The organism is Streptomyces sp. NPDC047028 (genome assembly GCF_040644095.1).
In the GTDB taxonomy this organism is placed as follows: Bacteria; Actinomycetota; Actinomycetes; order Streptomycetales; family Streptomycetaceae; genus Streptomyces.
On record NZ_JBEYVS010000020.1, the window covers coordinates 110,415 to 133,069 of the forward strand.

General features: G+C 71.3%; 23 protein-coding genes and 5 tRNA genes. 8 read left to right on the forward strand and 20 right to left on the reverse strand.

Annotation, left to right across the window (positions count from 1 at the left end; translation table 11 throughout):
* Positions 1 to 230 precede the first annotated feature (230 nt).
* Entirely contained in the window at positions 231 to 416 is a 186-nt protein-coding gene (gene rpmB / locus ABZ854_RS19545; RefSeq protein WP_009190838.1) for a 50S ribosomal protein L28, read from the forward strand.
* A gap of 145 nt (positions 417 to 561) precedes the next feature.
* Here the strand turns inward: rpmB and thiD are convergent, their stop codons facing one another.
* Both thiD and ABZ854_RS19555 read right to left on the reverse strand, forming a co-directional pair.
* Positions 562 to 1,353, reverse strand: a complete 792-nt coding sequence (gene thiD / locus ABZ854_RS19550; protein ID WP_361212183.1) for a bifunctional hydroxymethylpyrimidine kinase/phosphomethylpyrimidine kinase — start codon at positions 1,351 to 1,353, stop codon at positions 562 to 564.
* Entirely contained in the window at positions 1,350 to 2,315 is a 966-nt protein-coding gene (locus ABZ854_RS19555) for a thiamine-phosphate kinase (RefSeq protein WP_361212186.1), read from the reverse strand. Before ABZ854_RS19555 ends, thiD begins: the two co-directional genes overlap by 4 nt.
* A gap of 206 nt (positions 2,316 to 2,521) precedes the next feature.
* Between ABZ854_RS19555 and ABZ854_RS19560 the strand changes: the two genes are divergently transcribed.
* Both ABZ854_RS19560 and ABZ854_RS19565 read left to right on the forward strand, forming a co-directional pair.
* Entirely contained in the window at positions 2,522 to 2,755 is a 234-nt protein-coding gene (locus tag ABZ854_RS19560) for an Lrp/AsnC ligand binding domain-containing protein (protein WP_053137604.1), read from the forward strand.
* A 20-nt stretch (positions 2,756 to 2,775) separates the two neighbouring features.
* Positions 2,776 to 3,294 carry a DUF3515 domain-containing protein gene (locus ABZ854_RS19565; protein ID WP_361212188.1) on the forward strand — a complete coding sequence of 173 codons (519 nt, stop codon included), beginning with the start codon at positions 2,776 to 2,778 and terminating at the stop codon, positions 3,292 to 3,294.
* A 33-nt stretch (positions 3,295 to 3,327) separates the two neighbouring features.
* Here the strand turns inward: ABZ854_RS19565 and ABZ854_RS19570 are convergent, their stop codons facing one another.
* From ABZ854_RS19570 to ABZ854_RS19580, 3 genes are all read right to left on the reverse strand, one after another.
* The gene (locus ABZ854_RS19570; protein ID WP_361212191.1) at positions 3,328 to 4,485 is read right to left on the reverse strand and encodes a D-alanine--D-alanine ligase family protein; all 1,158 of its coding nucleotides are present in this window, start codon (positions 4,483 to 4,485) and stop codon (positions 3,328 to 3,330) included.
* A 126-nt stretch (positions 4,486 to 4,611) separates the two neighbouring features.
* On the reverse strand, positions 4,612 to 5,622 hold the full coding sequence (locus tag ABZ854_RS19575; RefSeq protein WP_361212194.1) for an NAD(P)H-dependent glycerol-3-phosphate dehydrogenase: 1,011 nt from the start codon (positions 5,620 to 5,622) through the stop codon (positions 4,612 to 4,614).
* Positions 5,619 to 6,488 (reverse strand): lysophospholipid acyltransferase family protein, encoded by an 870-nt coding sequence (locus ABZ854_RS19580; RefSeq protein ID WP_361212197.1) that lies wholly within the window; start codon positions 6,486 to 6,488, stop codon positions 5,619 to 5,621. The genes ABZ854_RS19575 and ABZ854_RS19580 overlap by 4 nt, the downstream gene beginning before the upstream one ends.
* A 154-nt stretch (positions 6,489 to 6,642) precedes the next feature.
* On the opposite strand from ABZ854_RS19580, the gene cofC reads away from it, so the two are divergent.
* On the forward strand, positions 6,643 to 7,281 hold the full coding sequence (gene cofC, locus ABZ854_RS19585; protein ID WP_361212200.1) for a 2-phospho-L-lactate guanylyltransferase: 639 nt from the start codon (positions 6,643 to 6,645) through the stop codon (positions 7,279 to 7,281).
* Between the two features lie 256 nt (positions 7,282 to 7,537).
* Positions 7,538 to 7,762 (forward strand): hypothetical protein, encoded by a 225-nt coding sequence (locus ABZ854_RS19590; RefSeq protein ID WP_361212202.1) that lies wholly within the window; start codon positions 7,538 to 7,540, stop codon positions 7,760 to 7,762.
* 77 nt (positions 7,763 to 7,839) lie between these two features.
* On the opposite strand, the gene ABZ854_RS19595 is transcribed toward ABZ854_RS19590, so the two are convergent.
* From ABZ854_RS19595 to leuC, 4 genes are all read right to left on the reverse strand, one after another.
* Positions 7,840 to 8,481 (reverse strand): HU family DNA-binding protein, encoded by a 642-nt coding sequence (locus tag ABZ854_RS19595; RefSeq protein ID WP_361212205.1) that lies wholly within the window; start codon positions 8,479 to 8,481, stop codon positions 7,840 to 7,842.
* 136 nt (positions 8,482 to 8,617) lie between these two features.
* Positions 8,618 to 8,848 carry a hypothetical protein gene (locus tag ABZ854_RS19600; protein ID WP_129306344.1) on the reverse strand — a complete coding sequence of 77 codons (231 nt, stop codon included), beginning with the start codon at positions 8,846 to 8,848 and terminating at the stop codon, positions 8,618 to 8,620.
* Between the two features lie 285 nt (positions 8,849 to 9,133).
* Positions 9,134 to 9,727, reverse strand: coding sequence for a 3-isopropylmalate dehydratase small subunit (gene leuD / locus ABZ854_RS19605; RefSeq protein ID WP_361212211.1), 594 nt, complete (start codon positions 9,725 to 9,727; stop codon positions 9,134 to 9,136).
* A gap of 6 nt (positions 9,728 to 9,733) precedes the next feature.
* A complete protein-coding gene (gene leuC / locus ABZ854_RS19610) occupies positions 9,734 to 11,164 on the reverse strand; it encodes a 3-isopropylmalate dehydratase large subunit (RefSeq protein WP_361212214.1) in 1,431 nt (476 codons plus the stop codon).
* Between the two features lie 206 nt (positions 11,165 to 11,370).
* Here leuC and ndgR point away from each other — a divergent pair, with 206 nt between their 5' ends.
* Positions 11,371 to 12,087, forward strand: coding sequence for an IclR family transcriptional regulator NdgR (gene ndgR, locus ABZ854_RS19615; protein WP_129306347.1), 717 nt, complete (start codon positions 11,371 to 11,373; stop codon positions 12,085 to 12,087).
* Positions 12,088 to 12,188: 101 nt separating this feature from the next.
* Here ndgR and ABZ854_RS19620 read toward each other — a convergent pair whose 3' ends face one another.
* Together ABZ854_RS19620 and ABZ854_RS19625 are read right to left on the reverse strand one after the other, a co-directional pair.
* Positions 12,189 to 12,500, reverse strand: coding sequence for an SH3 domain-containing protein (locus ABZ854_RS19620; RefSeq protein WP_361212218.1), 312 nt, complete (start codon positions 12,498 to 12,500; stop codon positions 12,189 to 12,191).
* Positions 12,497 to 13,006 (reverse strand): DUF4188 domain-containing protein, encoded by a 510-nt coding sequence (locus ABZ854_RS19625; protein WP_361212221.1) that lies wholly within the window; start codon positions 13,004 to 13,006, stop codon positions 12,497 to 12,499. The genes ABZ854_RS19620 and ABZ854_RS19625 overlap by 4 nt, the downstream gene beginning before the upstream one ends.
* A gap of 88 nt (positions 13,007 to 13,094) precedes the next feature.
* On the opposite strand from ABZ854_RS19625, the gene ABZ854_RS19630 reads away from it, so the two are divergent.
* The gene (locus tag ABZ854_RS19630) at positions 13,095 to 13,739 is read left to right on the forward strand and encodes a MerR family transcriptional regulator (RefSeq protein WP_361212224.1); all 645 of its coding nucleotides are present in this window, start codon (positions 13,095 to 13,097) and stop codon (positions 13,737 to 13,739) included.
* A gap of 70 nt (positions 13,740 to 13,809) precedes the next feature.
* Here the strand turns inward: ABZ854_RS19630 and ABZ854_RS19635 are convergent.
* The 9 genes from ABZ854_RS19635 to ABZ854_RS19675 all read right to left on the reverse strand — a co-directional run bounded on the left by ABZ854_RS19635 (position 13,810) and on the right by ABZ854_RS19675 (position 18,171).
* Positions 13,810 to 13,882: transfer RNA gene (locus tag ABZ854_RS19635), tRNA-Glu, on the reverse strand.
* Between the two features lie 43 nt (positions 13,883 to 13,925).
* Positions 13,926 to 13,997: transfer RNA gene (locus ABZ854_RS19640), tRNA-Gln, on the reverse strand.
* A 21-nt stretch (positions 13,998 to 14,018) separates the two neighbouring features.
* A tRNA-Glu gene (locus tag ABZ854_RS19645) sits at positions 14,019 to 14,091 on the reverse strand.
* Positions 14,092 to 14,120: 29 nt separating this feature from the next.
* A tRNA-Glu gene (locus ABZ854_RS19650) sits at positions 14,121 to 14,193 on the reverse strand.
* A 43-nt stretch (positions 14,194 to 14,236) separates the two neighbouring features.
* Positions 14,237 to 14,308, reverse strand: a tRNA-Gln gene (locus tag ABZ854_RS19655).
* Between the two features lie 90 nt (positions 14,309 to 14,398).
* Positions 14,399 to 15,130, reverse strand: a complete 732-nt coding sequence (locus ABZ854_RS19660) for an HAD family hydrolase (RefSeq protein ID WP_361212227.1) — start codon at positions 15,128 to 15,130, stop codon at positions 14,399 to 14,401.
* A 383-nt stretch (positions 15,131 to 15,513) separates the two neighbouring features.
* Entirely contained in the window at positions 15,514 to 16,998 is a 1,485-nt protein-coding gene (gene gltX / locus ABZ854_RS19665) for a glutamate--tRNA ligase (RefSeq protein WP_361212230.1), read from the reverse strand.
* Entirely contained in the window at positions 16,991 to 17,776 is a 786-nt protein-coding gene (locus tag ABZ854_RS19670; RefSeq protein ID WP_361212233.1) for a fumarylacetoacetate hydrolase family protein, read from the reverse strand. The genes gltX and ABZ854_RS19670 overlap by 8 nt, the downstream gene beginning before the upstream one ends.
* Before the next feature lie 206 nt (positions 17,777 to 17,982).
* Positions 17,983 to 18,171: a hypothetical protein gene (locus ABZ854_RS19675; RefSeq protein ID WP_361212236.1), complete on the reverse strand. Its 189-nt coding sequence runs from the start codon at positions 18,169 to 18,171 to the stop codon at positions 17,983 to 17,985.
* A gap of 582 nt (positions 18,172 to 18,753) precedes the next feature.
* On the opposite strand from ABZ854_RS19675, the gene ABZ854_RS19680 reads away from it, so the two are divergent.
* Positions 18,754 to 22,647: a nitrate- and nitrite sensing domain-containing protein gene (locus ABZ854_RS19680; RefSeq protein WP_361212239.1), complete on the forward strand. Its 3,894-nt coding sequence runs from the start codon at positions 18,754 to 18,756 to the stop codon at positions 22,645 to 22,647.
* The last annotated feature ends 8 nt before the right edge of the window (positions 22,648 to 22,655 follow it).

A 22,655-nucleotide genomic window follows, 5' to 3' on the forward strand; every position in this document is an offset into this window, starting at 1 on the left:
ACGCAGCGTAGACCCCGGGCGGGGGTCCGCCGGTGGAGGGCCGGGAGCGAGGCCCTGAGCTGCCATGGTAGTTTCGTTGCACTGGCGCAGTCGTTGTATGCTGCTCCGGTTGCCCGATCCCGATCGGGCCATTCCCCCTGGCAACGCCACTCAAGATCTCGGATCTCAGGATCTCGATCCCGGCCTGCCGGGATCAACCGTAAGTGCATCTGAAGTCTTTGGAGTGACCCGTGGCTGCCAACTGCGACGTCTGCGGCAAGGGGCCGGGCTTCGGCAACAACATCTCGTTTTCGCACCGCCGTACGTCTCGCCGCTGGAACCCCAACATCCAGCGTGTGCGTACCGTGGTCGGCGGGACGCCGAAGCGCGTGAACGCCTGCACCTCTTGCATCAAGGCCGGCAAGGTCTCGCGCTGACGCTCAGCTGAGCGCGCGGCCACTGCTGGTTCCGCTGCACAGAGCCGGTCCACCTCTGGTGGACCGGCTTTTTGCCGTACCCGCGCACGCCGCCTGCGTGCTCAAACAGCCGTCCCGCGAACGTCACGCCCGCCGGCGGCCCGGCTCACGTGTTCCGCCACCGCCAGCCGTGGTCCACCGGTCCGATGCCCGCGCCCAGCGCGAACCCGGCCGCGATCGCCCCGGTGACGTACGCCTTGGCCTCGATCACCGCCTCCGGGACGGAGAGCCCCTTCGCCAGCCCCGAGGCGATGGCGGAGGCGAGGGTGCAGCCTGTGCCGTGCGTGTGCCGGTTGTCGTGCCGGGGGGCGCGCAGCAGGTGCTCCTCGGTGCCGTCCGTGAGCAGGTCCACGGCCTCCCCGGGCAGGTGCCCGCCCTTGATCAACACCCAGCGCGGCCCGTACTCCAGCACGGCCGCCGCGGCCCGCCGCAGATCGTCCTCGGACTCGACCCGCACCCCGGTCAGCTGGGCCACCTCGTCGAGGTTCGGGGTGGCGACGGTGGCGGCGGGCAGCAGCCGGGACCGTACGGAGTCCAGCGCGGAGGCCGCCAGCAGCGGGTCGCCGTGCTTGGACACCCCCACCGGGTCCACGACCGCCGGCGCGTCCGTCCCGGAGATCAACTCGGCGACCGCCTCGACGAGTTCCGCCGACGCGAGCATCCCGGTCTTCACGGCCTGTACGCCGATGTCGTCGACGACGCTGCGGTACTGCGCCCGTACCGCCTCCACCGGCAGTTCCCAGGCGCCCCGGACGCCGAGGGAGTTCTGCGCGGTCACGGCGGTGATCACGCTCATGCCGTGCACGCCGAGCGCCAGCATCGTCTTCAGGTCGGCCTGGATGCCGGCGCCGCCACCGGAGTCCGAGCCGGCGACCGTGAGCACCCTGGCGAGGCTCATGACTCGATGTCCCCGAAGTGGTCCCAGCCGCCCTTGCTGGTCCAGGGCGCCCCGTCGACCGTCACCTGGGGCAGCGCCGAGGGGTTGAGGACCTCGCCGATGACCTTCCAGCGGGCCGGGAGCTTGGCGTCGGGCGGGAAGGTCGCCACGATCGCGTGGTCCTCTCCCCCGGTCAGCACCCACTGCAGCGCGTCCACGCCGACGGCCTGCCCGATGTCGTTCATCTGCGAGGGGATGTCGATCGCGGCCGAGCGGATGTCGATGCGGACCTTGCTGGCCTCGGCGATGTGTCCGAGGTCGGCGATCAGCCCGTCGCTCACGTCGCACATCGCGGTCGCGCCCAGCCCCGCCGCGGCCGGACCGGCGTGGTACGGCGGTTCGGGGCGCCGGTGGGCCTCGACGAAGGCGCGCGGGGAGCGGAACCCGCGGGAGAGCACCGCGTACCCGGCCGCGGACCAGCCCAGCCAGCCCGTGACGGCCACGACGTCGCCGGGCTGGGCGCCCGCCCGGGTCACCGGCTCCTGGTTGCGCAGGTCGCCGAGCGCGGTGATCGACACCGTGATCGTGTCGCCGCGTACGACGTCCCCGCCGACCACGGAGGCGCCGGCGACCTGGCACTCGTCGCGGATGCCGTCCATCAGCTCGCTCGGCCAGGCGACCGGGAGCTCGGCCGGGACGACCAGGCCGAGCAGCAGCGCGGTCGGTACGGCGCCCATCGCGGCGATGTCCGCGAGGTTCTGCGCCGCCGCCTTGCGCCCGACGTCGTACGCCGTCGACCAGTCGCGGCGGAAGTGCCGCCCCTCCAGCAGGATGTCGGTGCTGGCCACCACCCGGCGGTCGGGCGCGGCGACGACCGCCGCGTCGTCGCCGGGGCCGACCCGGACCGCCGGGGTGGTGGTGAGACGGGAGGTCAACTCCCGGATGAGCCCGAACTCACCCAGCTCACCCACAGTGCCCTTCATCGCCTCAAGCCCCTTCTGTGCCGGTCGGTGTCCGCTCGCGCCTCGTGCGCGGCCCCGCTACGGTCGTCGATGACCGTCAACTTCTGTCGTACCTGCACCCCGGCGCGCACGTCCCGGCTCCCGCGGGTCTCCCCGCGGGGAGCGGTGACGCGATACCGTGGCGTTCCTTCTCCCCACATGATCCTCGTGGCCGCCTTGGAGGTTCCGTGGTACAGGCGTACATCCTGATCCAGACTGAGGTCGGCAAGGCGTCGACCGTCGCCGAGACGATCAGCAAGATCCCTGGAGTGATCCAGGCCGAGGACGTGACGGGACCGTACGACGTCATCGTGCGCGCCCAGTCCGACACAGTCGACGACCTGGGTCGCATGGTGGTCGCCAAGGTCCAGCAGGTGGACGGCATCACCCGCACCCTGACCTGCCCGGTCGTCCATCTGTAGCCCCCGTCTACGCTTGGCCGGTGAACATCTTCCGTCACCGGCCCCTCGGCCTGCTCGCCCCGGCCCTGCTGATCGCTGTCGCGGGCTGCTCCTCAGCAGACGACAGCGCGGCGGTCGCGGTTCCCAGCCCTGACGCGAAGACCGCCGGTCCGTGCCGTGCCCTGCACCGGGTGCTGCCCGAGAAACTGGACGGACACGACCGTGCCGACCCCCGGCCCCGGTCCGCCTACACGGCGGGCTGGGGAAACCCGGCGATCATACTGCGCTGCGGTGTCGCACGGCCCCCGAAGATGATCGACCCCAAGGTGGCCCGCGACGCCGACCCGAACGCCCTGAGCGGGAGCGTCAACGGCGTCGACTGGCTGATGGAGAAGCAGGACGACGGCACCTGGCGGTTCACCACCGCGAGCCGCGTGGCCTACCTGCAGGTGACCCTCCCCAAGGGCATGTCCGGCCAGGACGACGGCGTCGGCGCCCTCACAGGCCTCGCCCCTGCCATCAAGAAGGCGATCCCCGAGGGAATCGCCTCCATGCGCTGAGGTCCCGCTTTCAACGAGACATGACGGCGGTGTTCAACGGAGGCCCGTGGAGCGGCGCAGCGCCGCCGAGACCAGCCGGTCGACCAGTTCCGCATAGCCGATCCCGGAGGCCTCCCACATCTGCGGGTACATCGAGATCGGCGTGAACCCCGGCATCGTGTTGATCTCGTTGATGACGAACTCGCCGTCCTCGGTGAGGAAGAAGTCCGCGCGGACCAGCCCCTCGCAGGAGGCCGCCTCGAAGGCCCGCACCGCCAACTCCTGCACGCCGGCCGTCTCCTCGGGCGTGAGCGGCGCCGGGACGATGCCGGGCGTGGAGTCGATGTACTTGGCCTCGAAGTCGTAGTACGCGTGCGCGTCCGGCGGCGGGATCTCCGCCGGGAGGGAGGCGCGCGGGCCGTCCTCGAACTCCAGGACGCCGCACTCGATCTCCCGGCCGGTCACGGCGGCCTCGATCAGGATCTTCGGGTCGTGCGCCTGGGCCTCGGCGATGGCCTCGTCCAGGCCGGACAGGTCGTCGACCTTGGTGATGCCGATCGACGATCCCGCGCGCGCGGGCTTCACGAACAGCGGCCAGCCGTGCTCAGCGGCGAAGTCGACGATCTTCTTGCGGGCGGCGGACTCGTCCCGCTCCCACTCGCGGGGGCGGATCACCACGTACGGGCCGACGGTGAGCCCAAAGGAGGTGAACACCCGCTTCATGTACTCCTTGTCCTGGCCGACGGCCGAGGCGAGCACGCCCGAGCCGACGTACGGCACCCCGGACAGCTCCAGGAGGCCCTGCAGGGTGCCGTCCTCGCCGTACGGGCCGTGCAGCACGGGAAAGACGACGTCGACCTCGCCGAGCGCCTTCGGCACGGAGCCGGGCTCGCTGTAGACGACCTCGCGGTTGGCGGGGTCGACGGGGAGCACCACGCCGCCCTCGCTGGACTCGGCCAGCTCCGCCACGTTCGGGGTGCGGCGGTCGGTGATGGCCATGCGCTCCGGATCGTCGGCGGTCAGCGCCCAGCGGCCGTCGGCGGTGATGCCGATCGGGAGGACGTCGTACTTCGTCCGGTCGATGGCCTTGAGGACGGCGCCGGCGGTGACCACGGAGATCCCGTGTTCGGAGCTGCGCCCGCCGAACACGACGGCCACGCGCGGCTTGCGGGACGGCTGCTCAGGGCTCTGGGGGAGGTTCTCGGTGCTCATATCGGGTTGAGAGTACCCGGTGGTATCCCCCGAGTCAGCGTCCACTTGGCCGCCGTCGCTGAGCGTCGCACGGACGGTCGCTCAGCGTCGCGCGGGAGGCCCGCCGGGCCGGCGGCGGCGCGGTGTTCAGCGCCGTTCGGACTTGGCGCTGCGGGACATCAGCTCCTTGAGGGCGACGACGGGCGGCTTGCCCTCGTGGACGATGCCGACGACCGTCTCGGTCAGCGGCATGTCGACGCCGTGCCGGCGGGCCAGATCCAGCACGGACTCGCAGGACTTGACGCCCTCGGCGGTCTGCTTGGTGACCGCGATGGTCTCCTGGAGGGTCATGCCCTTGCCGAGGTTGGTGCCGAAGGTGTGGTTGCGGGACAGCGGCGAGGAGCAGGTGGCCACCAGGTCGCCGAGGCCCGCGAGTCCGGCGAAGGTCAGCGCCTCGGCGCCGAGGGCCATCCCGAGCCGGGTGGTCTCGGCGAGGCCGCGCGTGATGAGCGAGCCCTTGGCGTTGTCGCCAAGCCCCATGCCGTCCGCGATGCCGACGGCCAGCCCGATGACGTTCTTGACGGCGCCGCCGAGTTCGCAGCCGACCACGTCGGTGTTGGTGTACGGCCTGAAGTACGGGGTGTGGCAGGCGGCCTGGAGCCGCTGGGCGACCGCCTCGTCGGTGCAGGCCACGACCGCCGCGGCGGGCATGCGGGCGGCGATCTCCCGGGCCAGGTTGGGGCCGGTGACCACGGCGACGCGTTCGGCGCCGACCTTGGCGACGTCCTCGATCACCTCGCTCATCCGCATCGCCGAACCCAGCTCGACGCCCTTCATCAGGGAGACGAGGACGGTGCCGGGCGCGAGCAGCGGGGTCCAGTCGGCGAGGTTGGCGCGCAGCGTCTGGGAGGGAACGGCGAGGACGGTGAAGTCGGCGTCCCGCAGGGCGGCGGCCGGGTCGGCGGTGGCGCGCAGCCGCTCGGGCAGCTCGACCCCGGGCAGGTAGTCGGGGTTGGTCCGGGTGGAGTTGACGGCCTCGGCCAGCTCGGACCGGCGGGCCCACAGGGTGACGTCGCAGCCGGCGTCAGCGAGCACCATGCCGAAGGCGGTGCCCCAGGAGCCGGTGCCCATGACGGCCACCCGCACAGGCTTGCTCACGTGCCGCTCTCCTTGTCCGTGCCGCCGGCCTGTGCGTTTCCGGGGACCGGCCGGGCGCTCTCCCGGCCGGCCTCCACCTGGGCGGACCGACCTGCCTGACCGGACTGGACGGCCTGGGCTGCCTGGGCTGCCTGGGCTCGGGTCTTGCGGCGCTGTTCGATGCGCTCGCGGCGGGGGTCGTAGGGCTGCTCGGGGGCCTTCTCGCCGCGGATCTCCTCCAGGTGGCGAGTGATGGCCGCCATGATGACCTCGGTGGCCTCCTTCAGGAGGTCGCTGGTCATCTCCTTGTCGTAGAACCGGGAGAGGTCCACCGGCGGGCCCGCGAGGACCTGGTGGGTCTTGCGCGGGAAGAGGCGGGGCTTCGTCGAGTAGGGCGGCAGCAGTTCGTTGCAGCCCCACTGAGCGACGGGAATCACCGGGCACTTGGTCTGCAGGGCAACGCGGGCGGCACCGGTCTTGGCCGTCATGGGCCAGCCGTCGGGGTCGCGGGTAAGGGTGCCCTCGGGGTAGAAGGCGACGCACTCGCCGCGCTCCACGGCGTCGATCGCGGCGCGGAACGCGCTCAGCGCGTCGGTGCTCTCGCGGTAGACGGGAATCTGCCCGGTGCCCCGCATCGCGGCGCCGACCAATCCCTTCTTGAAAAGGCCGCTCTTCGCGAGGAAACGCGGAACCCGGCCGGTGTTGTACTGATAGTGGGCGTACGCGAAGGGGTCCACGTGGGAATTGTGGTTCACCGCGGTGATAAATCCGCCCTCGGCCGGAATGTGCTCCATTCCACGCCAGTCCCGCTTGATCAGAACCACCAGCGGCGGTTTGCAGATCACCGCGGCGAAGCGGTACCAGAAGCCGATTCTGCGGCGGGGCACACCGACACCTTCCTCTAGGGCTGCCTCCCGGGCGGGGGGCCGCACAAGTGTCGCCCCGGGCCGCCGGTCTGTCGAGAACACCGTACGCCCCGCCACCGCCGCTGCCAGCGGGTCCGGGTGACAATGAGCGCGACAAGAGAGGGACGGTACGCCGGTGCAGTGGACCTTGGTCATACCGCTCAAGCCGCTGGCGCGGGCGAAGAGCAGGCTGGCGGACACCGCCGGTGCCGGGGTGCGGCCGGGGCTGGCCCTCGCGTTCGCACAGGACACGGTGGCGGCGGCGGTGGCGTGTGCCGAGGTGCGGGATGTGGCGGTCGTCACGGACGACGCCCTGGCCGGGCGTGAGCTGGCGGCGCTGGGTGCGCGAATCGTCCCGGACACGCCGGGAAACGGCCTGAACGCCGCGCTGGGGCACGGGGCGGCGGTCGTACGGTCGCTGCGGCCCCGGGCTCCGGTGGCCGCGTTGAACGCCGATCTGCCGGCGCTGCGTGCGGGGGAATTGGCCCGGGTTCTCGTCGCCGCCGCGGAATTCCCGAGGGCGTTTCTCGCGGATGCGGCGGGGGTGGGTACGACCTTGCTGGCGGCCGGTGCGGACATTCTTTTGCGCCCGCTCTTCGGCCCCGGCTCACGCGCCCGGCACCGCGAGTCCGGCGCCCAGGAACTCCGCCTCACGGGAGTGGACTCGGTACGCCAGGACGTCGACACCGGCGCGGATCTGCGCGCTGCGCTGGCACTGGGCGTAGGCCCCCGCACCGCAGCGGCGTCCACGGCACTCCTGCCCCGGGGTTCCTGAGCGCCCTGCGCTCATGCGGGCCGGGGGTGGGTCCGCTCACCGGCGCTTGCCGGGTGCCGCTGCGCCCACCCGTGCCGCCCCTAGCGGCACGCCTGCCCGCAGCTACGCACGAACGTGCCCCGTAAGGGGGCGCGGGGCTGTATCGATATGCGGCTCCGCCGCGTGGGCGCGACAAGCCATGACGCACCCGCGGCCTGCGAGGCACCGGACCCCCGCGGCGGGCCGCAGGGACACCGCAGACATTAGGCTGGCCGTCATGCAGGCCACCGCGTACACGTACGACGCAGACACCCGCTCAGGCCAAGTCCTGCTGGACGACGGCACCCCCCTCCCCTTCGACGCGGCGGCGTTCGACGCGGGCGGCCTGCGCCTGCTGCGCCCGGGCCAGCGGGTCCGGATCGAGACGGACGGCGAAGCCGAAGGAGAAGGCGAAGGCGGCGCCCGGCCGCGCATCACCCTCGTGACACTCCAGACCCTGTAGCCACAAGCACCACACACGCCGCGGGCCGGGCTCCCCCAGGGAGTCCGGCCCGGCGCGTGAAGTGCTGCCCTGCTGACCTACGCCTTGCGGGCGGTGGCCTTCTTGGCGGTCGTCTTGCGAGCCGTCGACTTCTTGGCCGGGGCCTTCTTCGCGGTGACCTTCTTCGCCGGGGCCTTCTTGGCGGTGGTCTTCTTCGCCGCCGCCTTCGTGGTCTTCTTGGCCGCCGCGGTGGTCTTCGCGGTCGACTTCTTCGCCGTGGTCTTCTTCGCCGTGGCCTTCGTCGTCGTCTTCTTCGCCGGCGTCGCCTTCTTGGCGGTGGTCTTCTTCGCCGCCGCCTTCGTGGTCTTCTTCGCGGCGGCCTTCTTGACCGTCGCGGAAGCCCCACCGGTCAGGCTGCCCTTGGGCGCCTTCTTGACGGAGACCTCGCCGCCCCGCGGCAGCTTCTTCGAGCCGCTCACCAGGTCCTTGAAGCCCTGGCCCGCGCGGAAGCGCGGCACGGAGGTCTTCTTGACCCGAACCCGTTCGCCCGTCTGGGGGTTGCGGGCGTAGCGGGCGGGGCGGTCCACCTTCTCGAAGGACCCGAAGCCAGTGACCGAGACCCGGTCACCCGCGACGACCGCGCGGACCACGGCGTCCAGGACCGCGTCGACAGCATCGGCGGCCTGCTGGCGGCCGCCCATCTTGTCGGCAATCGCTTCTACGAGCTGCGCCTTGTTCACGTCTTCCCCTTCGGAGACATCGCCAGAACGAATGTGTTCAAGCTTTTTCGCACGTTAGGCAGATATATACCGCAAATCAAACACGAAACGGGCTAATCACCCTTGTGCCGCAACGGACTCGGCGTCTCGTAGTTGTTCAGCGGTCCCCTTCGGGGATCCGACCCTCGTCGAGGTCCGCCATGAACCGTTCGAGCCGCCTTGCCGCGCCGGGCAGATCGTGCTTGGCCGCGGCCGTAATGACCAGCAGCTTCCGGGTCAGCGCCATCCGTACGCCCTCCGGGACTTGCAGTGCGCGCACTCTTGCGTGCGCTTCCTTGAGTTGGTTCGCGACCGCCGTATAGAGCTGGAGTTGGCCGTCGTGTCCCATGCACAGATTGTGCCATCTGGGGCGAGTTGTCGCCTGCGCAGGGGGCAACTGCCGTACCGAACGGCCCCTTCGGCCCCCTCTCAGGTCGCGGGGCCACTGCTCGCGTACCCCGGCAACCACCCCTCTAACGTGGGAAGTTGACCGGCAAGGGGGCTCCGTCACGAGGCCGTTCGGGTGCAGACATGGCTGTACCCCCAATCGTGGCGATCGGGGGTACAGAGGGGGTGTTGGGTGGCCGAAACCCGACCCGTCCCGGGCGCGCGCGGGACGGGTGGGACAGGAGGGTCAGCCCTGGAGCGTCCGCGGCTTGTACGCGGGACGCTTGGCCTCGTAGGCGGCGATGTCCGCCTCGTTCTGCAGCGTGATGGAGATGTCGTCCAGGCCGTTCAGCAGCCGCCAGCGGGAGTTCTCGTCCAGCTCGAAGGAGGCGGTGACGCCCTCGGCGCGCACCTCACGCGCCTGGAGGTCCACCGTGATCTCGGCGGTCGGGTCCTTCTCGGTCAGCTCCCACAGGGCGTCCACGGTCTGCTGGTCGAGGACCACGGTGAGCAGGCCGTTCTTCAGCGAGTTGCCCCGGAAGATGTCGGCGAAGCGGGAGGAGATCACGGCTTTGAAGCCGTAGTTCTGCAGCGCCCAGACGGCGTGCTCGCGGGAGGAGCCGGTGCCGAAGTCGGGGCCGGCGACCAGGACGGTCGCACCCTCCCGCTCGGGCCGGTTGAGCACGAACTCGGCGTCCTTGCGCCAGGCCTCGAACAGCCCGTCCTCGAACCCGTCCCGGGTCACCTTCTTGAGCCAGTGGGCGGGGATGATCTGGTCGGTGTCGACGTTGCTGCGGCGCAGCGGGACGGCCCGGCCGGTGTGCGTGGTGAAGGCTTCCATGGCTGATCAGACTCCAGCGGGCGTGGCGGTGGCGGCGTCGGACAGGTCGGCGGGCGAGGCCAGGTGGCCGAGGACGGCCGTGGCGGCCGCGACCTGGGGCGACACCAGGTGGGTACGGCCGCCCTTGCCCTGCCGGCCCTCGAAGTTGCGGTTGGAGGTGGACGCCGAGCGCTCGCCGGGGGCCAGCTGGTCGGGGTTCATGCCGAGGCACATCGAGCAGCCCGCGTGCCGCCATTCGGCGCCGGCCTCCTTGAACACCACGTCCAGGCCCTCGGAGACGGCCTGCAGGCCCACCCGGGCGGAGCCGGGGACGACCAGCATCCGTACGCCGTCGGCGACTTTACGGCCGCGCAGCAGGTCGGCGGCGGCGCGCAGGTCCTCGATGCGGCCGTTGGTGCAGGAGCCTACGAAGACGGTGTCCACGGTGATGGAGCGCAGCGGCTGTCCGGCCGACAACCCCATGTACTCCAGGGCCTTTTCGGCGGCGAACCGCTCCGAGGCGTCTTCGTACGAAGCCGGGTCGGGGACGTCCGCCGAAAGGGGCGCGCCCTGGCCCGGGTTGGTGCCCCAGGTGACGAACGGGGAGAGGGAGGCCGCGTCGATGTGCACCTCGGCGTCGAAGACGGCGTCCTCGTCGGTGCGCAGGGTCTTCCAGTACGCGACGGCGGCGTCCCAGTCGGCGCCCTCGGGGGCGTGCGCACGGCCCTGGAGGTAGGCGAACGTGGTCTCGTCGGGGGCGATCATGCCCGCACGGGCACCGGCCTCGATCGACATGTTGCAGATGGTCATCCGGGCCTCCATCGAGAGCTTCTCGATGGCGGAGCCGCGGTATTCCAGGACGTAGCCCTGGCCGCCGCCGGTGCCGATCTTGGCGATGATCGCCAGGATCAGGTCCTTGGCGGTGACGCCCTCGGGCAGTTCGCCGTCGACCGTGATGGCCATGGTCTTCGGGCGGGCCATCGGCAGCGTCTGGGTGGCCAGCACGTGCTCCACCTGGGAGGTGCCGATGCCGAACGCCAGCGCGCCGAAGGCGCCGTGGGTGGAGGTGTGGGAGTCGCCGCAGACCACGGTGGTGCCGGGCTGGGTCAGGCCGAGCTGCGGGCCGACGACGTGCACGACGCCCTGCTCGACGTCGCCCAGCGGGTGCAGCCGTACGCCGAACTCGGCGCAGTTCTTGCGCAGGGTCTCCAGCTGGGCGCGGGAGACCGGGTCGGCGATGGGCTTGTCGATGTCGAGGGTGGGGGTGTTGTGGTCCTCGGTCGCGATGGTGAGGTCGAGGCGGCGCACCTGGCGGCCGCTCTGGCGCAGCCCGTCGAAGGCCTGCGGGCTGGTCACCTCGTGCAGCAGGTGCAGATCGATGAAGAGGAGGTCGGGCTCGCCCTCGGCGCGCCGGACGACGTGGTCGTCCCAGACCTTCTCCGCGAGTGTCCTACCCATCGCTGTTCCCTCCGGCCGGCATGCGTCCACCGACCCAACTCGAGATCTTGAGGAGGCGGGGCCCCCTTGGTGCGGGGCGGGGCCGTCCGGGTCCGGGCGTCCGCCACCAGGCCCTTTGGTCCACGGGCCGCTGTGTGATTCCAGGGTGGCGCGTTCCACGGAAAATTGAACTTGCGTTTCACAGAGTGAGACGTGAGTATCGTTGCATGGACAACAGTAGCGGCGTCGGCGTTCTGGACAAGGCGGCCCTCGTCCTGAGCGCTCTGGAGTCCGGTCCGGCCACCCTCGCGGGTCTGGTCGGGGCCACCGGACTGGCACGACCCACGGCCCACCGCCTGGCCGTGGCATTGGAACACCACCGCATGGTGGCACGCGACATGCAGGGCCGTTTCATTCTCGGTCCCCGGCTGTCGGAACTGGCCGCGGCCGCCGGCGAGGACCGCCTCCTCGCGACGGCGGGGCCGGTGCTGACCCACCTCCGTGACGTGACCGGCGAGAGCGCGCAGCTCTACCGCCGCCAGGGCGACATGCGCATCTGCGTCGCCGCGGCGGAGCGCCTGTCCGGTCTGCGGGACACGGTCCCGGTGGGCTCCACGCTCACGATGAAGGCCGGTTCCTCGGCGCAGATCCTCATGGCCTGGGAGGAGCCTGAGCGGCTGCACCGGGGCCTGCAGGGCGCCCGCTTCACGGCGACGGCGCTGTCGGGCGTGCGGCGCCGCGGCTGGGCCCAGTCGATCGGCGAGCGCGAGCCGGGCGTGGCGTCCGTCTCGGCGCCCGTGCGCGGCCCCTCCAACCGCGTCGTGGCCGCCGTGTCGGTCTCCGGCCCGATCGAGCGCCTGAGCCGCCATCCGGGCCGTATGCACGCGCAGGCCGTCATCGACGCGGCGTCCCGCCTGTCGGAGGCCCTGCGCCGCTCGGGCTGACGGCCCCGCTCAGCAGGACGGGCAGTCCTGCCGGGAAACGGACGCCTCAACGCCGCGGCGCCGTTTCCCGGCGGGACCGCCCGCATCCCCCCTCCCCCGGTTCAGCAGGTCGGGACCATGCTCGGGGCGACTTCGCCCTTCTTGCTGAGGATCGACGTGTCCGCGTCGATGTACCCGGAGCCGCCGTCGTAGGAGACCTTGAACCATCCGTCGTCGTAGCAGGCGATGGTCAGCGGTGCCTGGGTGGTGAGTTCACCGGTCGGCCGCGCCCCCTGGCCGGGGCCCGACCAGACGGTCACGGTGTCGAAGTCCTCGATGGTTCCCTTGAGGCCGTCGTCCCCGCACGCGGTGAGCGCGAGCCCGCAGAGCAGCGCGCAGCACAGGGCCGGTGCGATCCGGCGTGGCGCCCTCACTTCACGGCCTGCCCGGAGCGGTGGGCGAACCGGTCCCTGGCGTAGCGGCCGCGGGCGGCCAGCGGCATCTGGCCGTGGGCGCCGGCCAGGCCGAACGCCGGCATGTCGAAGTAGATGGACTCGTACGCCCCCTCGGGCGCCACGTAGGTCTCGTGCCACAGGCCCACGTGGCCGCGCACCTTGCCCGCGCGCTCCTTGCGGTTGATGATCGCCCACACCCGGTGGTGGAACATGTCGGGCGAGGTGGCGTAGGCGTACAGCTTCTCCCTGGACTCCCAGTACTGGACGACGTAGTACGTCCGCGGCGACGCCGTCAGGAGCACGTGGCCCAGCAGCCCCCGGTCCGGGTCCCGCTTCAGCTCCCTCAGCATGCGGAGCATGGACAGCTGGACCGGGAGCCACTGGTGCACCGCCCAGAAGTGGTTGATCCGCATTCCGATCAGCAGGACCACCGCATCACCCTCGACGTCGGCGGTCGTACGGCCACGCACCGGCTTGGCGAACATGACAGCTCCCCCGTCCCTTGATCGGATAGCGCCACTATCCTTCTGTCGGTGCTTGGATAGTGGCACTTCCCATGGAGAGGTGCAAGAGATGCGGCTGGCCGAACTCAGCGAGCGCAGCGGGGTGTCCACCGCGACGATCAAGTACTACCTGCGGGAGGGCCTGCTGCCGCCGGGCCGCCAGATCAACGCGCGGACCGCCGAGTACGACGAGGAGCACCTGCGGCGGCTGCGGCTGGTGCGGGCGATGATCCAGGTCGCCGGGGTGCCGGTGGGGAAGGTGCGCGAGGTCCTCGGACACGTGGACGACGAGTCCCTGGGCCGGACGATCCGCCTGGGCGCGGCGCTGTGGGCGCTGCCGCAGGTGCCCGAGCCGGACGAGGACGACGAGTACGTCCGGGCCGCGCACCAGGAGGTCGACACGCTCCTGGACCGGCTCGGCTGGGGGAACGCCAGGCAGCTCACGACCATCTCGCCGGCGTACCGCTCGCTGGTGGTGGCGGTGGCCGCGTTCCGCCGGCTCGGTTACGACTGGGGGGCCGAACAGCTCGCGCCGTACGCCGAGTTGATGCACCGGACGGCCGTCCTGGACATGGACAACATGGAGACGTACGCCTCGGAGGCGGAGCGGGTCGAGTTCGCGGTCCTGGGGGCGATCCTCAACGAGCCGCTGCTGCAGTCGCTGCACCGGCTGGCCCAGGAGGAGGAGTCGGCGCGGCGGTACGGGTTCGAGTGACGCTCGCGCGGCCTTCACTCGGCCGGACACGCGAGAAGGCCCCCACCGAAGTGGAGGCCTTCTCGTTCTGTACCCCCGACCGGATTCGAACCGGCGCTACCGCCTTGAGAGGGCGGCGTGCTAGGCCGCTACACAACGGGGGCGTGGACCCTGCTGGCGTTCAGTACTGCACGCCGCAGGCCCGAGCTGGTCTACCTGGACTCGAACCAAGACTAACTGAACCAGAATCAGTCGTGCTGCCAATTACACCATAGACCAATGATGGTTTAGACCAGTCAGTACCCCCGACCGGATTCGAACCGGCGCTACCGCCTTGAGAGGGCGGCGTGCTAGGCCGCTACACAACGGGGGCCCTAGCGATCCCGAACTGATCAGGATCCGTACCCCCGACCGGATTCGAACCGGCGCTACCGCCTTGAGAGGGCGGCGTGCTAGGCCGCTACACAACGGGGGCGTTGCGGATATGATCCGCGGTCGCAGACTGAAGCGTCTGCAAGCTGGCCTACCTGGACTCGAACCAAGACTAACTGAACCAGAATCAGTCGTGCTGCCAATTACACCATAGGCCACTGGAACGCAAGCCCCTGAAGGGTTCTCGTTCTAGTTTGCTCCTCCGGTTCCGGCCTTTCGGCCCGCTCCCCGGCGGCGCAGGAAGAACATTACCCGAAGGTGGACGGGGCTCCAAAACGGGTATCGGCGCGGACGAGCGCGGGGAGTTCGGCGAGGCCGGTGATCCGCAGCGCCGGGAGGTCACCACCGTCCCGCGTGGTCGCCCCACCCCGGTCGATCCACACCGACAGCAGCCCGGCCTCGGCGGCGCCCCGCCCGTCGATCTCCGGATGATCACCGACGTACGCCACCTCGTGCGGCGGCAGCCCCAGCGCCTCGCAGGCCGCCAGGAAGGCCCCGGCCAACGGCTTGGACACACCCAGCTCGGCGGCGCACAGCACGACCTCGAAGCGGTCCCTGACGCCGAGGGTGCGCAGCTTGTGCTCCTGGACGTGCAGGCTGGAGTTGGACAACACGGCGTGCCGGTGACTGCCGGCGAGGGCGTCCAGGGCGGGCAGCACGTCCGGGAAGAGGCTCCAGGCGCCCTGGTAGTGCCCCATGTACCGCTGGAACCACGCGTCGGCCCGCGTGTCGCTCATGTCCTCCCCGAGGAAGACCCGCACCCGGTCCCGCCGCTGCCCCTCGAAGCTGCTCTCCCCCGCCGCGTACCGCGCCCACTGCGCCTCGGTGACCTCCCGCCACCGCTCCAGCGCCGCCTCCACCCCGTCGTACACCCCGAGCAGCCCCTCGGCCGCGAGATGCGCCCGCATCCCGTGCCGGTCGGCACTCGTGTAGTCGAAAAGGGTGTCGTCGACGTCCCAGACGACGGCTCGGATACTCATACCCCCGACGCTATCCCGCCCCGGCACACCGCAGACCATGACCGAGTACGGAACCCAGTTCACCACCGAGGCCCACGCGGCGTAGGACGGCCTCCCCGCCGAACGTCGAGCCCAGCTGGACAAGGCTGTACGGGCGTTGGCCCGGGGCCCGTTTCACACGACTGCGACGGGCTCAGCTCGGCCCTGACGAGCACCGGCGGAGGACGTACGTGACCCCGGGCATGGCGCTGCGGTACAGGGTCGCCGGTGCGGTCGTCGTCATCACCGAGCTGGAGGTTTCCAACGAGTTCGCGTACCTGGTCGAAGAGGCCGACGCGAGCTGAGTGGAAAGAACGAGGGGCGGCGCCCGAGTCTCCGGGTGCCGCCCCTGTGCTGTGCGTCGGTCAGGCGGTGAGCTTCGCCAGGGCCGCGTCGATTCGGGTCAGGGTTTTGTCCTTGCCCAGGACTTCGAGGGACTCGAAGAGGGGGAGGCCGACCGTGCGGCCGGTGACGGCCACGCGGACGGGGGCCTGGGCCTTGCCGAGCTTGAGGCCGTGGGTCTCGCCGGCGGCCAGGACGGCCTGCTTGAGGGACTCCGGGGAGGTCCAGTCGGCCGACTCGAGGTTCTCGCGGGCCGTGCGGAGCAGGGCGTCGCTGCCTTCCTTCATCGCCTTCGTCCACGACGCCTCGTCGGAGACGGGCTCGGGCAGGAACAGGAAGTCGACGTTGTCCGTGATCTCGGAGAGGACCTTCAGGCGGGTCTGCGCGTGCGGCGCGACGGCCTGCCACTTGGCCTCGTCGAAGTCCTCCGGCGCCCAGGGGGCGAAGGGGGCCGCCAGCCACGGCGCGCAGCGGTCGGTGAAGTCCTTCACCGGCAGCATGCGGATGTGGTCGGCGTTGATCGCCTCGCACTTCTTCAGGTCGAAGCGCGCCGGGTTGGGGTTCACGTCCGCGATGTCGAAGGCCGCGACCATCTCCTCGACCGTGAAGATGTCCTGGTCGGCGGAGAGGGACCAGCCGAGGAGCGAGAGGTAGTTGAGCAGGCCCTCGGGCAGGAAGCCGCGCTCTCGGTAGAGGTTGAGGGACGCCTGCGGATCGCGCTTGGAGAGCTTCTTGTTGCCCTCGCCCATGACGTAGGGGAGGTGGCCGAACTCCGGGGTCGTCTTCGCGATGCCCAGCCCGGTCAGCGCCTTGTAGAGGGCGATCTGACGGGGGGTGGAGGAGAGCAGGTCCTCGCCGCGCAGGACGTGGGTGATCTCCATCAGGGCGTCGTCGACCGGGTTCACCAGGGTGTAGAGGGGCGCCCCGTTGGCGCGGACGATGCCGTAGTCCGGGACGTTCTCCGGGAGGTAGGTGATGTCGCCGCGGACCAGGTCCGTGAAAGTGATCGCCTCGTCGGGCATCCGGAAGCGGACGATCGGGGCGCGGCCCTGTGCCGTGTACTCCTCGGCCTGCGCCTCGGTGAGGTCGCGGCAGTGGCCGTCGTAGCCGGACGGCTTGCCGGCGGCGCGGGCGGCCTCGCGGCGGGTGTCCAGCTCCTCCTGGGAGCAGTAGCAGTGATAGGCGTGGCCGGCCGCGAGGAGCTTCTGGGCGACGTCCTTGTAGAGGTCCATGCGCTGCGACTGGCGGTACGGCGCGTGCGGGCCGCCGACCTCGGGGCCCTCGTCCCAGTCGAAGCCCAGCCAGCGCATCGAGTCGAGCAGCTGGTCGTAGGACTCCTCGGAGTCGCGGGCCGCGTCGGTGTCCTCGATGCGGAAGACCAGGGTGCCCTGGTGGTGCCGGGCGAACGCCCAGTTGAACAGGGCGGTGCGGACCAGGCCCACATGGGGGTTACCGGTGGGCGAGGGGCAGAAACGGACGCGTACGGGAGTGCCGGGTGCGCTAGCCACGCTTGACAACCTTGTTGGTGAGAGTGCCGATGCCTTCGATGGTGACGGCGACCTCGTCGCCGACGTGCAGGGGGCCGACTCCGGCCGGGGTGCCCGTGAGGATCACGTCGCCGGGGAGCAGCGTCATGGCCTCGGAGATGTTGACGATCAGGTCCTCGATCGGGTGGAGCATGTCGCTCGTGCGGCCGAGTTGGCGCTGTTCGCCGTTGACGGTGAGCTGGAGGGTCGCGTCGTTCGCCGCGGCGAGGTCGAGGCCCGTCTCCACCCAGGGGCCCAGCGGGCAGGAGGTGTCGAAGCCCTTGGCCCGCGCCCACTGCTTCTCGCGCCGCTGCACGTCGCGGGCGGTGACGTCGTTGGCGCAGGTGTAGCCGAAGATCACGTCCTTGACGCGGTCGCGCGGGACCTCGCGGCACATGCGACCGATGACCACGGCCAGCTCGGCCTCGTGGTGCAGTTCCTCGGAGAAGGAGGGGTACTGGATGTGGTCGCCGGGGCCGATGACCGAGGTGGACGGCTTGAAGAAGGCGAACGGTGCGTCGGGCACCTCGTTCCCCAGCTCGCGCGCGTGTTCGGCGTAGTTGCGGCCGAACGCCACGACCTTGTTGGGGAGCACCGGCGGCAGCAGCCGTACCTTGCTCAGCGGGACCTTCGTGCCGGAGAGCTCGAAGTCCGCGAACGGGATGCCCTTGATGATGTTCAGGACGAGCTCGTCCGGCTTGTCACCCTCGACCGCGCCGAAGGCGACGTTCCCGTCGATGGAGAACCTGGCGATGCGCACGGGATCCTTGCGCCCCTTAACTGAGCTGGCTGGAGTCTGACGCTCCAGGCTAACGCGGCGGCGGGGCCGGGCCGTGCGCGTTTACGGCCGGTCGGGGCCTGCGCCCCGGCTGGTGCGGCCCGCCGGCCGGGGCGGGCCGGGCGCGCGCGACGCGCCCCGGGCGGCCGGCCCGGGGCGCGTTGAGTGATCCGCCGCGGCGGTGCGTACTACGGGGCGACGGGGGCCGTGGCGGGGGCGTCCACCAGGATGGTGCGACGGGGGTTGGCCGTCTGGGCCGGCAGGTCGACGGAGTGCTCCGGCAGTTCCGGCGCCGACAGTTCCTCGGCGTCCGCGAGGTGCGCGAGGGTGGTGCGACGGGGGTTGGCTATGTTGCGGAACATCATCGTCGTCTTCACGGTTGTCGTAAGTCCTGTCCTGGGTCGCTGTCCTGGTTCGCGGTGGGCAGATGCGCCGCCCATGTAAAGCGTCAGGCTAGACATCGCCATTCCCCGCCCTGACGGGGACCCCCCTTGATCAGCGTGTGAGTTTCCTCACTTACTCAGGGGCAAAACGGTCAATCCCGGCTCGCAATTCACCCCAACGAAACGGACATTGGGCGACTGAAGCCCGCATTCCGCTCCTGATCATGGCGACTGGGACACCAGAGCCGGAACGACCGCGCGCAGGGATACGTCCGTTATGCCCCGGATCAGCCTCCACGCCCGGTGATTTCCCCCTCACAGCCCGTCACACAGGTCACAGCTCGGGGCACGGGCCTTGTTGGAGATCGGGCACTGTGCTGGAATTCCACGGACCGCCGCAGGATCGAGCCGGCACGCAGGGGCGCAACGCAGCGCCGAGTGGCGGCGAGATGGGGGGAAGTCTGCGCCGGTCACTCCAGACCACCCGGGGGGCGTTTTCAGGGCGCCCACCACAACGCCGACACCGTGTTCCTCCGTTCTCGCGGAGGAGCGCCTGGTCCAGAGGTTGCGACGCTAGTGCAGGGACGTTTCAAGAGGGATGGCAGCGCTTCGGCGGAGCCGGAGCCGCATGGCGGGACTGGCCAAGGCAGCTCCACGCCCCAGCACGCCCAGAACCCGGGCCCGGCCCCTTCCGTAGAGGGCGGTGACCGCTCCGGGCGCCCCGGCGCGTCCGCTTCCCCGGGGTCCTCGGGCCCCGCGGGCACGTCCGGGACCTCGGCCCCCACGCCCGACGTGAAGCCCGTGCCGAGCGCCGGCTCGCGCCTGGCGCTGCGCAACTGGCGCATCTCCACGCGCCTGGTGTCGCTGCTCGCCCTCCCCGTGGTCGCGGCGACCTCGCTCGGCGCGCTGCGCATCAGCGACTCCATGGACGAGATCCGGCAGCTCGACAACATGAAGCTGCTGACGGACATGACCAAGCAGGCCACCGAGCTGGCCCAGGCGCTCCAGGACGAGCGCGACGAGTCCGCCGGTCCCCTCTCCCACGGCCTGACGACGACCGACTACACGGTCAAGGGCGCCCAGGAGAAGACCGACCGGACCGCGAAGAACTTCATCGACGCCTCCGAGGAGATCGACGCCGCCAGCAAGGACGGCAACCTCACGGGCGTCCGCGACAGCCTCGTAGGCGTGGTCGGCCAGATCAACCAGCTGCAGAAGATCCGCCACGACGCCTACCAGTCCAAGGGCAACTCGACCCAGACCATCGAGTCGTACCACCGGCTGATCACCCAGCTGATCGACCTCTCCCAGGACATGGCCGAGGCGTCCAGCAACCCTGAGATGATCCAGCGCACGCGCGCCCTGGCGGCGTTCTCCACCGCCAAGGAGTACGCGTCGGTCCAGCGCGCGGTCCTCGCCGCCGCGCTGCCGACCACCAACACCACGGCCGGCAAGCTCTCCCCGAACGACCGCCTCTACGGCGAAGCGGCGTACGAGAGCGAGAACTCCGAGCTGAAGATCTTCCGGCAGATCTACGCCAAGCAGGACCCCGACAGCCTGCTGAAGCCGATCGACGACAGCAACTCGACGATCAAGCCGGCCGACGAGTACGCCAAGCGTGCCCTCGGCGCCACGGACGGCCTCGACAGCCTGCCGAAGCGGTCGTACCGCGACTGGATGGACGACAGTTCCACCAAGATCGACCAGATGAAGAAGATCGAGCACTCGCTGCTCGAGGAGATGGAACAGAAGGCCCGCGAGCTGAAGAGCGCCTCGCAGCGCGAGGCGATCATCTCCGGTGCGCTGATCCTGCTCGTGCTCGGCGTCTCGCTCGTCGGCGCCTTCATCGTGGCCCGGTCCATGATCCGCTCGCTGCGCCGGCTCCAGGAGACCGCGACCAAGGTCGCCCAGGACCGCCTGCCCGAGCTGGTCAAGCAGCTGTCCGAGTCCGACCCGCAGGACGTCGACACCTCCGTCGAGTCCGTCGGTGTGCACTCCCGGGACGAGATCGGCCAGGTGGCCGCGGCCTTCGACGACGTGCACCGCGAGGCGGTCCGCCTCGCCGCCGAGCAGGCCCTGCTGCGGGGCAACGTCAACGCGATGTTCACGAACCTCTCGCGCCGCTCCCAGGGTCTGATCCAGCGCCAGCTCTCGCTGATCTCCGAACTGGAGTCCCGCGAGGCCGACCCGGACCAGCTGTCCTCCCTGTTCAAGCTCGACCACCTGGCCACCCGCATGCGCCGTAACGGTGAGAACCTCCTCGTCCTCGCGGGCGAGGAGCCCGGCCGCCGGTGGACCCGCCCGGTCCCGCTGGTCGACGTGCTCCGCGCCGCCGCGTCCGAGGTGGAGCAGTACGAGCGCATCGAGCTGGCCTCCGTGCCCACCACCGAGGTCGCCGGCCGCGTCGTCAACGACCTCGTGCACCTGCTCGCCGAGCTGCTGGAGAACGCCACCTCGTTCTCCTCGCCGCAGACCAAGGTCAAGGTCACCGGTCACGCGCTGCCCGACGGCCGCGTGCTGATCGAGATCCACGACACCGGTATCGGCCTGTCTCCCGAGGACCTCGCCGCGATCAACGAGCGGCTCGCCTCGCCGCCCACCGTGGACGTGTCGGTCTCCCGCCGCATGGGTCTGTTCGTGGTCGGCCGGCTGTCCCAGCGGCACGGCATCCGCATCCAGTTGCGCCCGTCCGACTCCGGTGGTACGACCGCGCTGGTCATGCTGCCGGTGGACGTCGCCCAGGGCGGCAAGAAGCCCACTCCGGGCAAGCCCGGCGCGCCGTCGACCGGTGGTCCCGCCGCCGCGCAGGCCGCGGCCGGCGCCGCCGCCGCGCGGCGGAGCAGCGGCGGCAACGGCGGTGCCCTCGGGGGCGCCCCGTCCACCGGACGGCTCGCCGCCGGACCCGGCCCCCGCGGCCAGGTCGGCCCCGCCCAAGGGCCCCGGGCCGCGCTGCCCGGCGCGGGCCAGGGCGGCCGCCCCGGCGGTCCCGGTGGAGCACGCGGCCCGCAGGGTCCGGGCGCGGGCCAGCAGGGTCCGGGCGCGGGCCAGCAGGGCCGGCCGGCGCCCGCCGGCGCGGGTCTCTTCGGCGGCCAGCCGGGTGCCCAGCAGGGCACGCAGTCGGCGGGCCCCTCCGGGGCGGACCTGTTCGGCGGCCGTACCCCGCAGCGCGGCACCAACGGCGCCGACCAGGGCCGTCAGCCCCAGCTGCCGCCGCGCGGCGGACCGCGCGCCGAACTGCCGGGCGGCAACCAGCAGGACTGGAGCGACAGCGCCCAGCTGTCCCGCGCCTCGCTGGACGCCCCGCGCGGCCACGACGAGCGCGACCCGCAGCACACAGCACCCATGCCGCGCATCGACGACCGGCAGGGCCCCGGCCAGACCGCCGAGATACCCCGCATCGACGCGCAGGGCCCGGCAGCCACCGGCGAGTTCCCCCGCCCGGACCTGACCGGCGCCGACGGCTCCCACCACACGGGCCAGTTCGCGGCCCCCGGGACCGACGGCATGAGCGGCACGGGCCAGTTCGAGCGTCCGGGCGCCCCGCAGGGCCCGGCCGACTTCCAGCTGCCGGGCGGCCCGAGCACCACGGGTGAGTTCCAGCGCCCCGGCAACCCCAACCACACCGGCGAGTTCCAGCGCCCCGCCGCTCCGCAGCGGCCCGGCGGGCAGCAGGACAACGGCTCGTTCGTCCGCTCCGACGTGTTCGGCACACCGACCCCCGGCCGCCAGGACGGCGGGCAGCACACCGGCCAGTTCGCGGCCCCCGCCGCCCCGCAGGGCTACGACGGCGGCTACGACAGCGGTTCCACCGGCCAGCACGCGCTGCCCGGCAGCCACGGGCCGGGGAACACCGGCCAGTTCGAGCAGCCGCAGGCAGGCGGCCCCGCGGACTTCGGCGCCCGGCAGCCCGGCGGCCCGGCCGACTTCGGCGCACCGCGCCCGCCGGCCCCGCAAGCGCAGCGTCCCGTGCGCCGTGAGCCGGAGGCCCTGCCCCCGGCCTCGGGTCCCGGTGACGGCCGTACCCCGCTGTACGACACGCTGGAGACGAACTGGTTCCACGGCGGCCAGGGCGGCCAGCCGGAGCGGCAGCAGGAGAGCACTCCCGCGCCGGCCCCGCAGGCGCCGCAGGCCCCCGCTCCCAGCGCCGCTCCGGCGGCCCCCCAGCGTCCCGCGACCAGCTCCTGGCGCTCCTCCCCGAACGACGACCTCGTCCGGCAGGCGGAACGCGTACGGCAGCCCGCCGCGGGCGGTGTCACCACCTCCGGTCTGCCGCGCCGGGTACCCCGGGCGAACCTGGTCCCGGGCACGGCACAGCAGCAACAGCACCAAGCAGGTCCGCAGGTCTCGCGTGCGCCCGACGACGTACGCGGCCGGCTGACCAATCTCCGTCGGGGCATCGCTCAGGGCCGGCAGGCCGGCGGCGGCCAGACCGGCAGCTACCCGAGCCCCACTCACCAGCAGGAGCGTTAGTTGAGTCC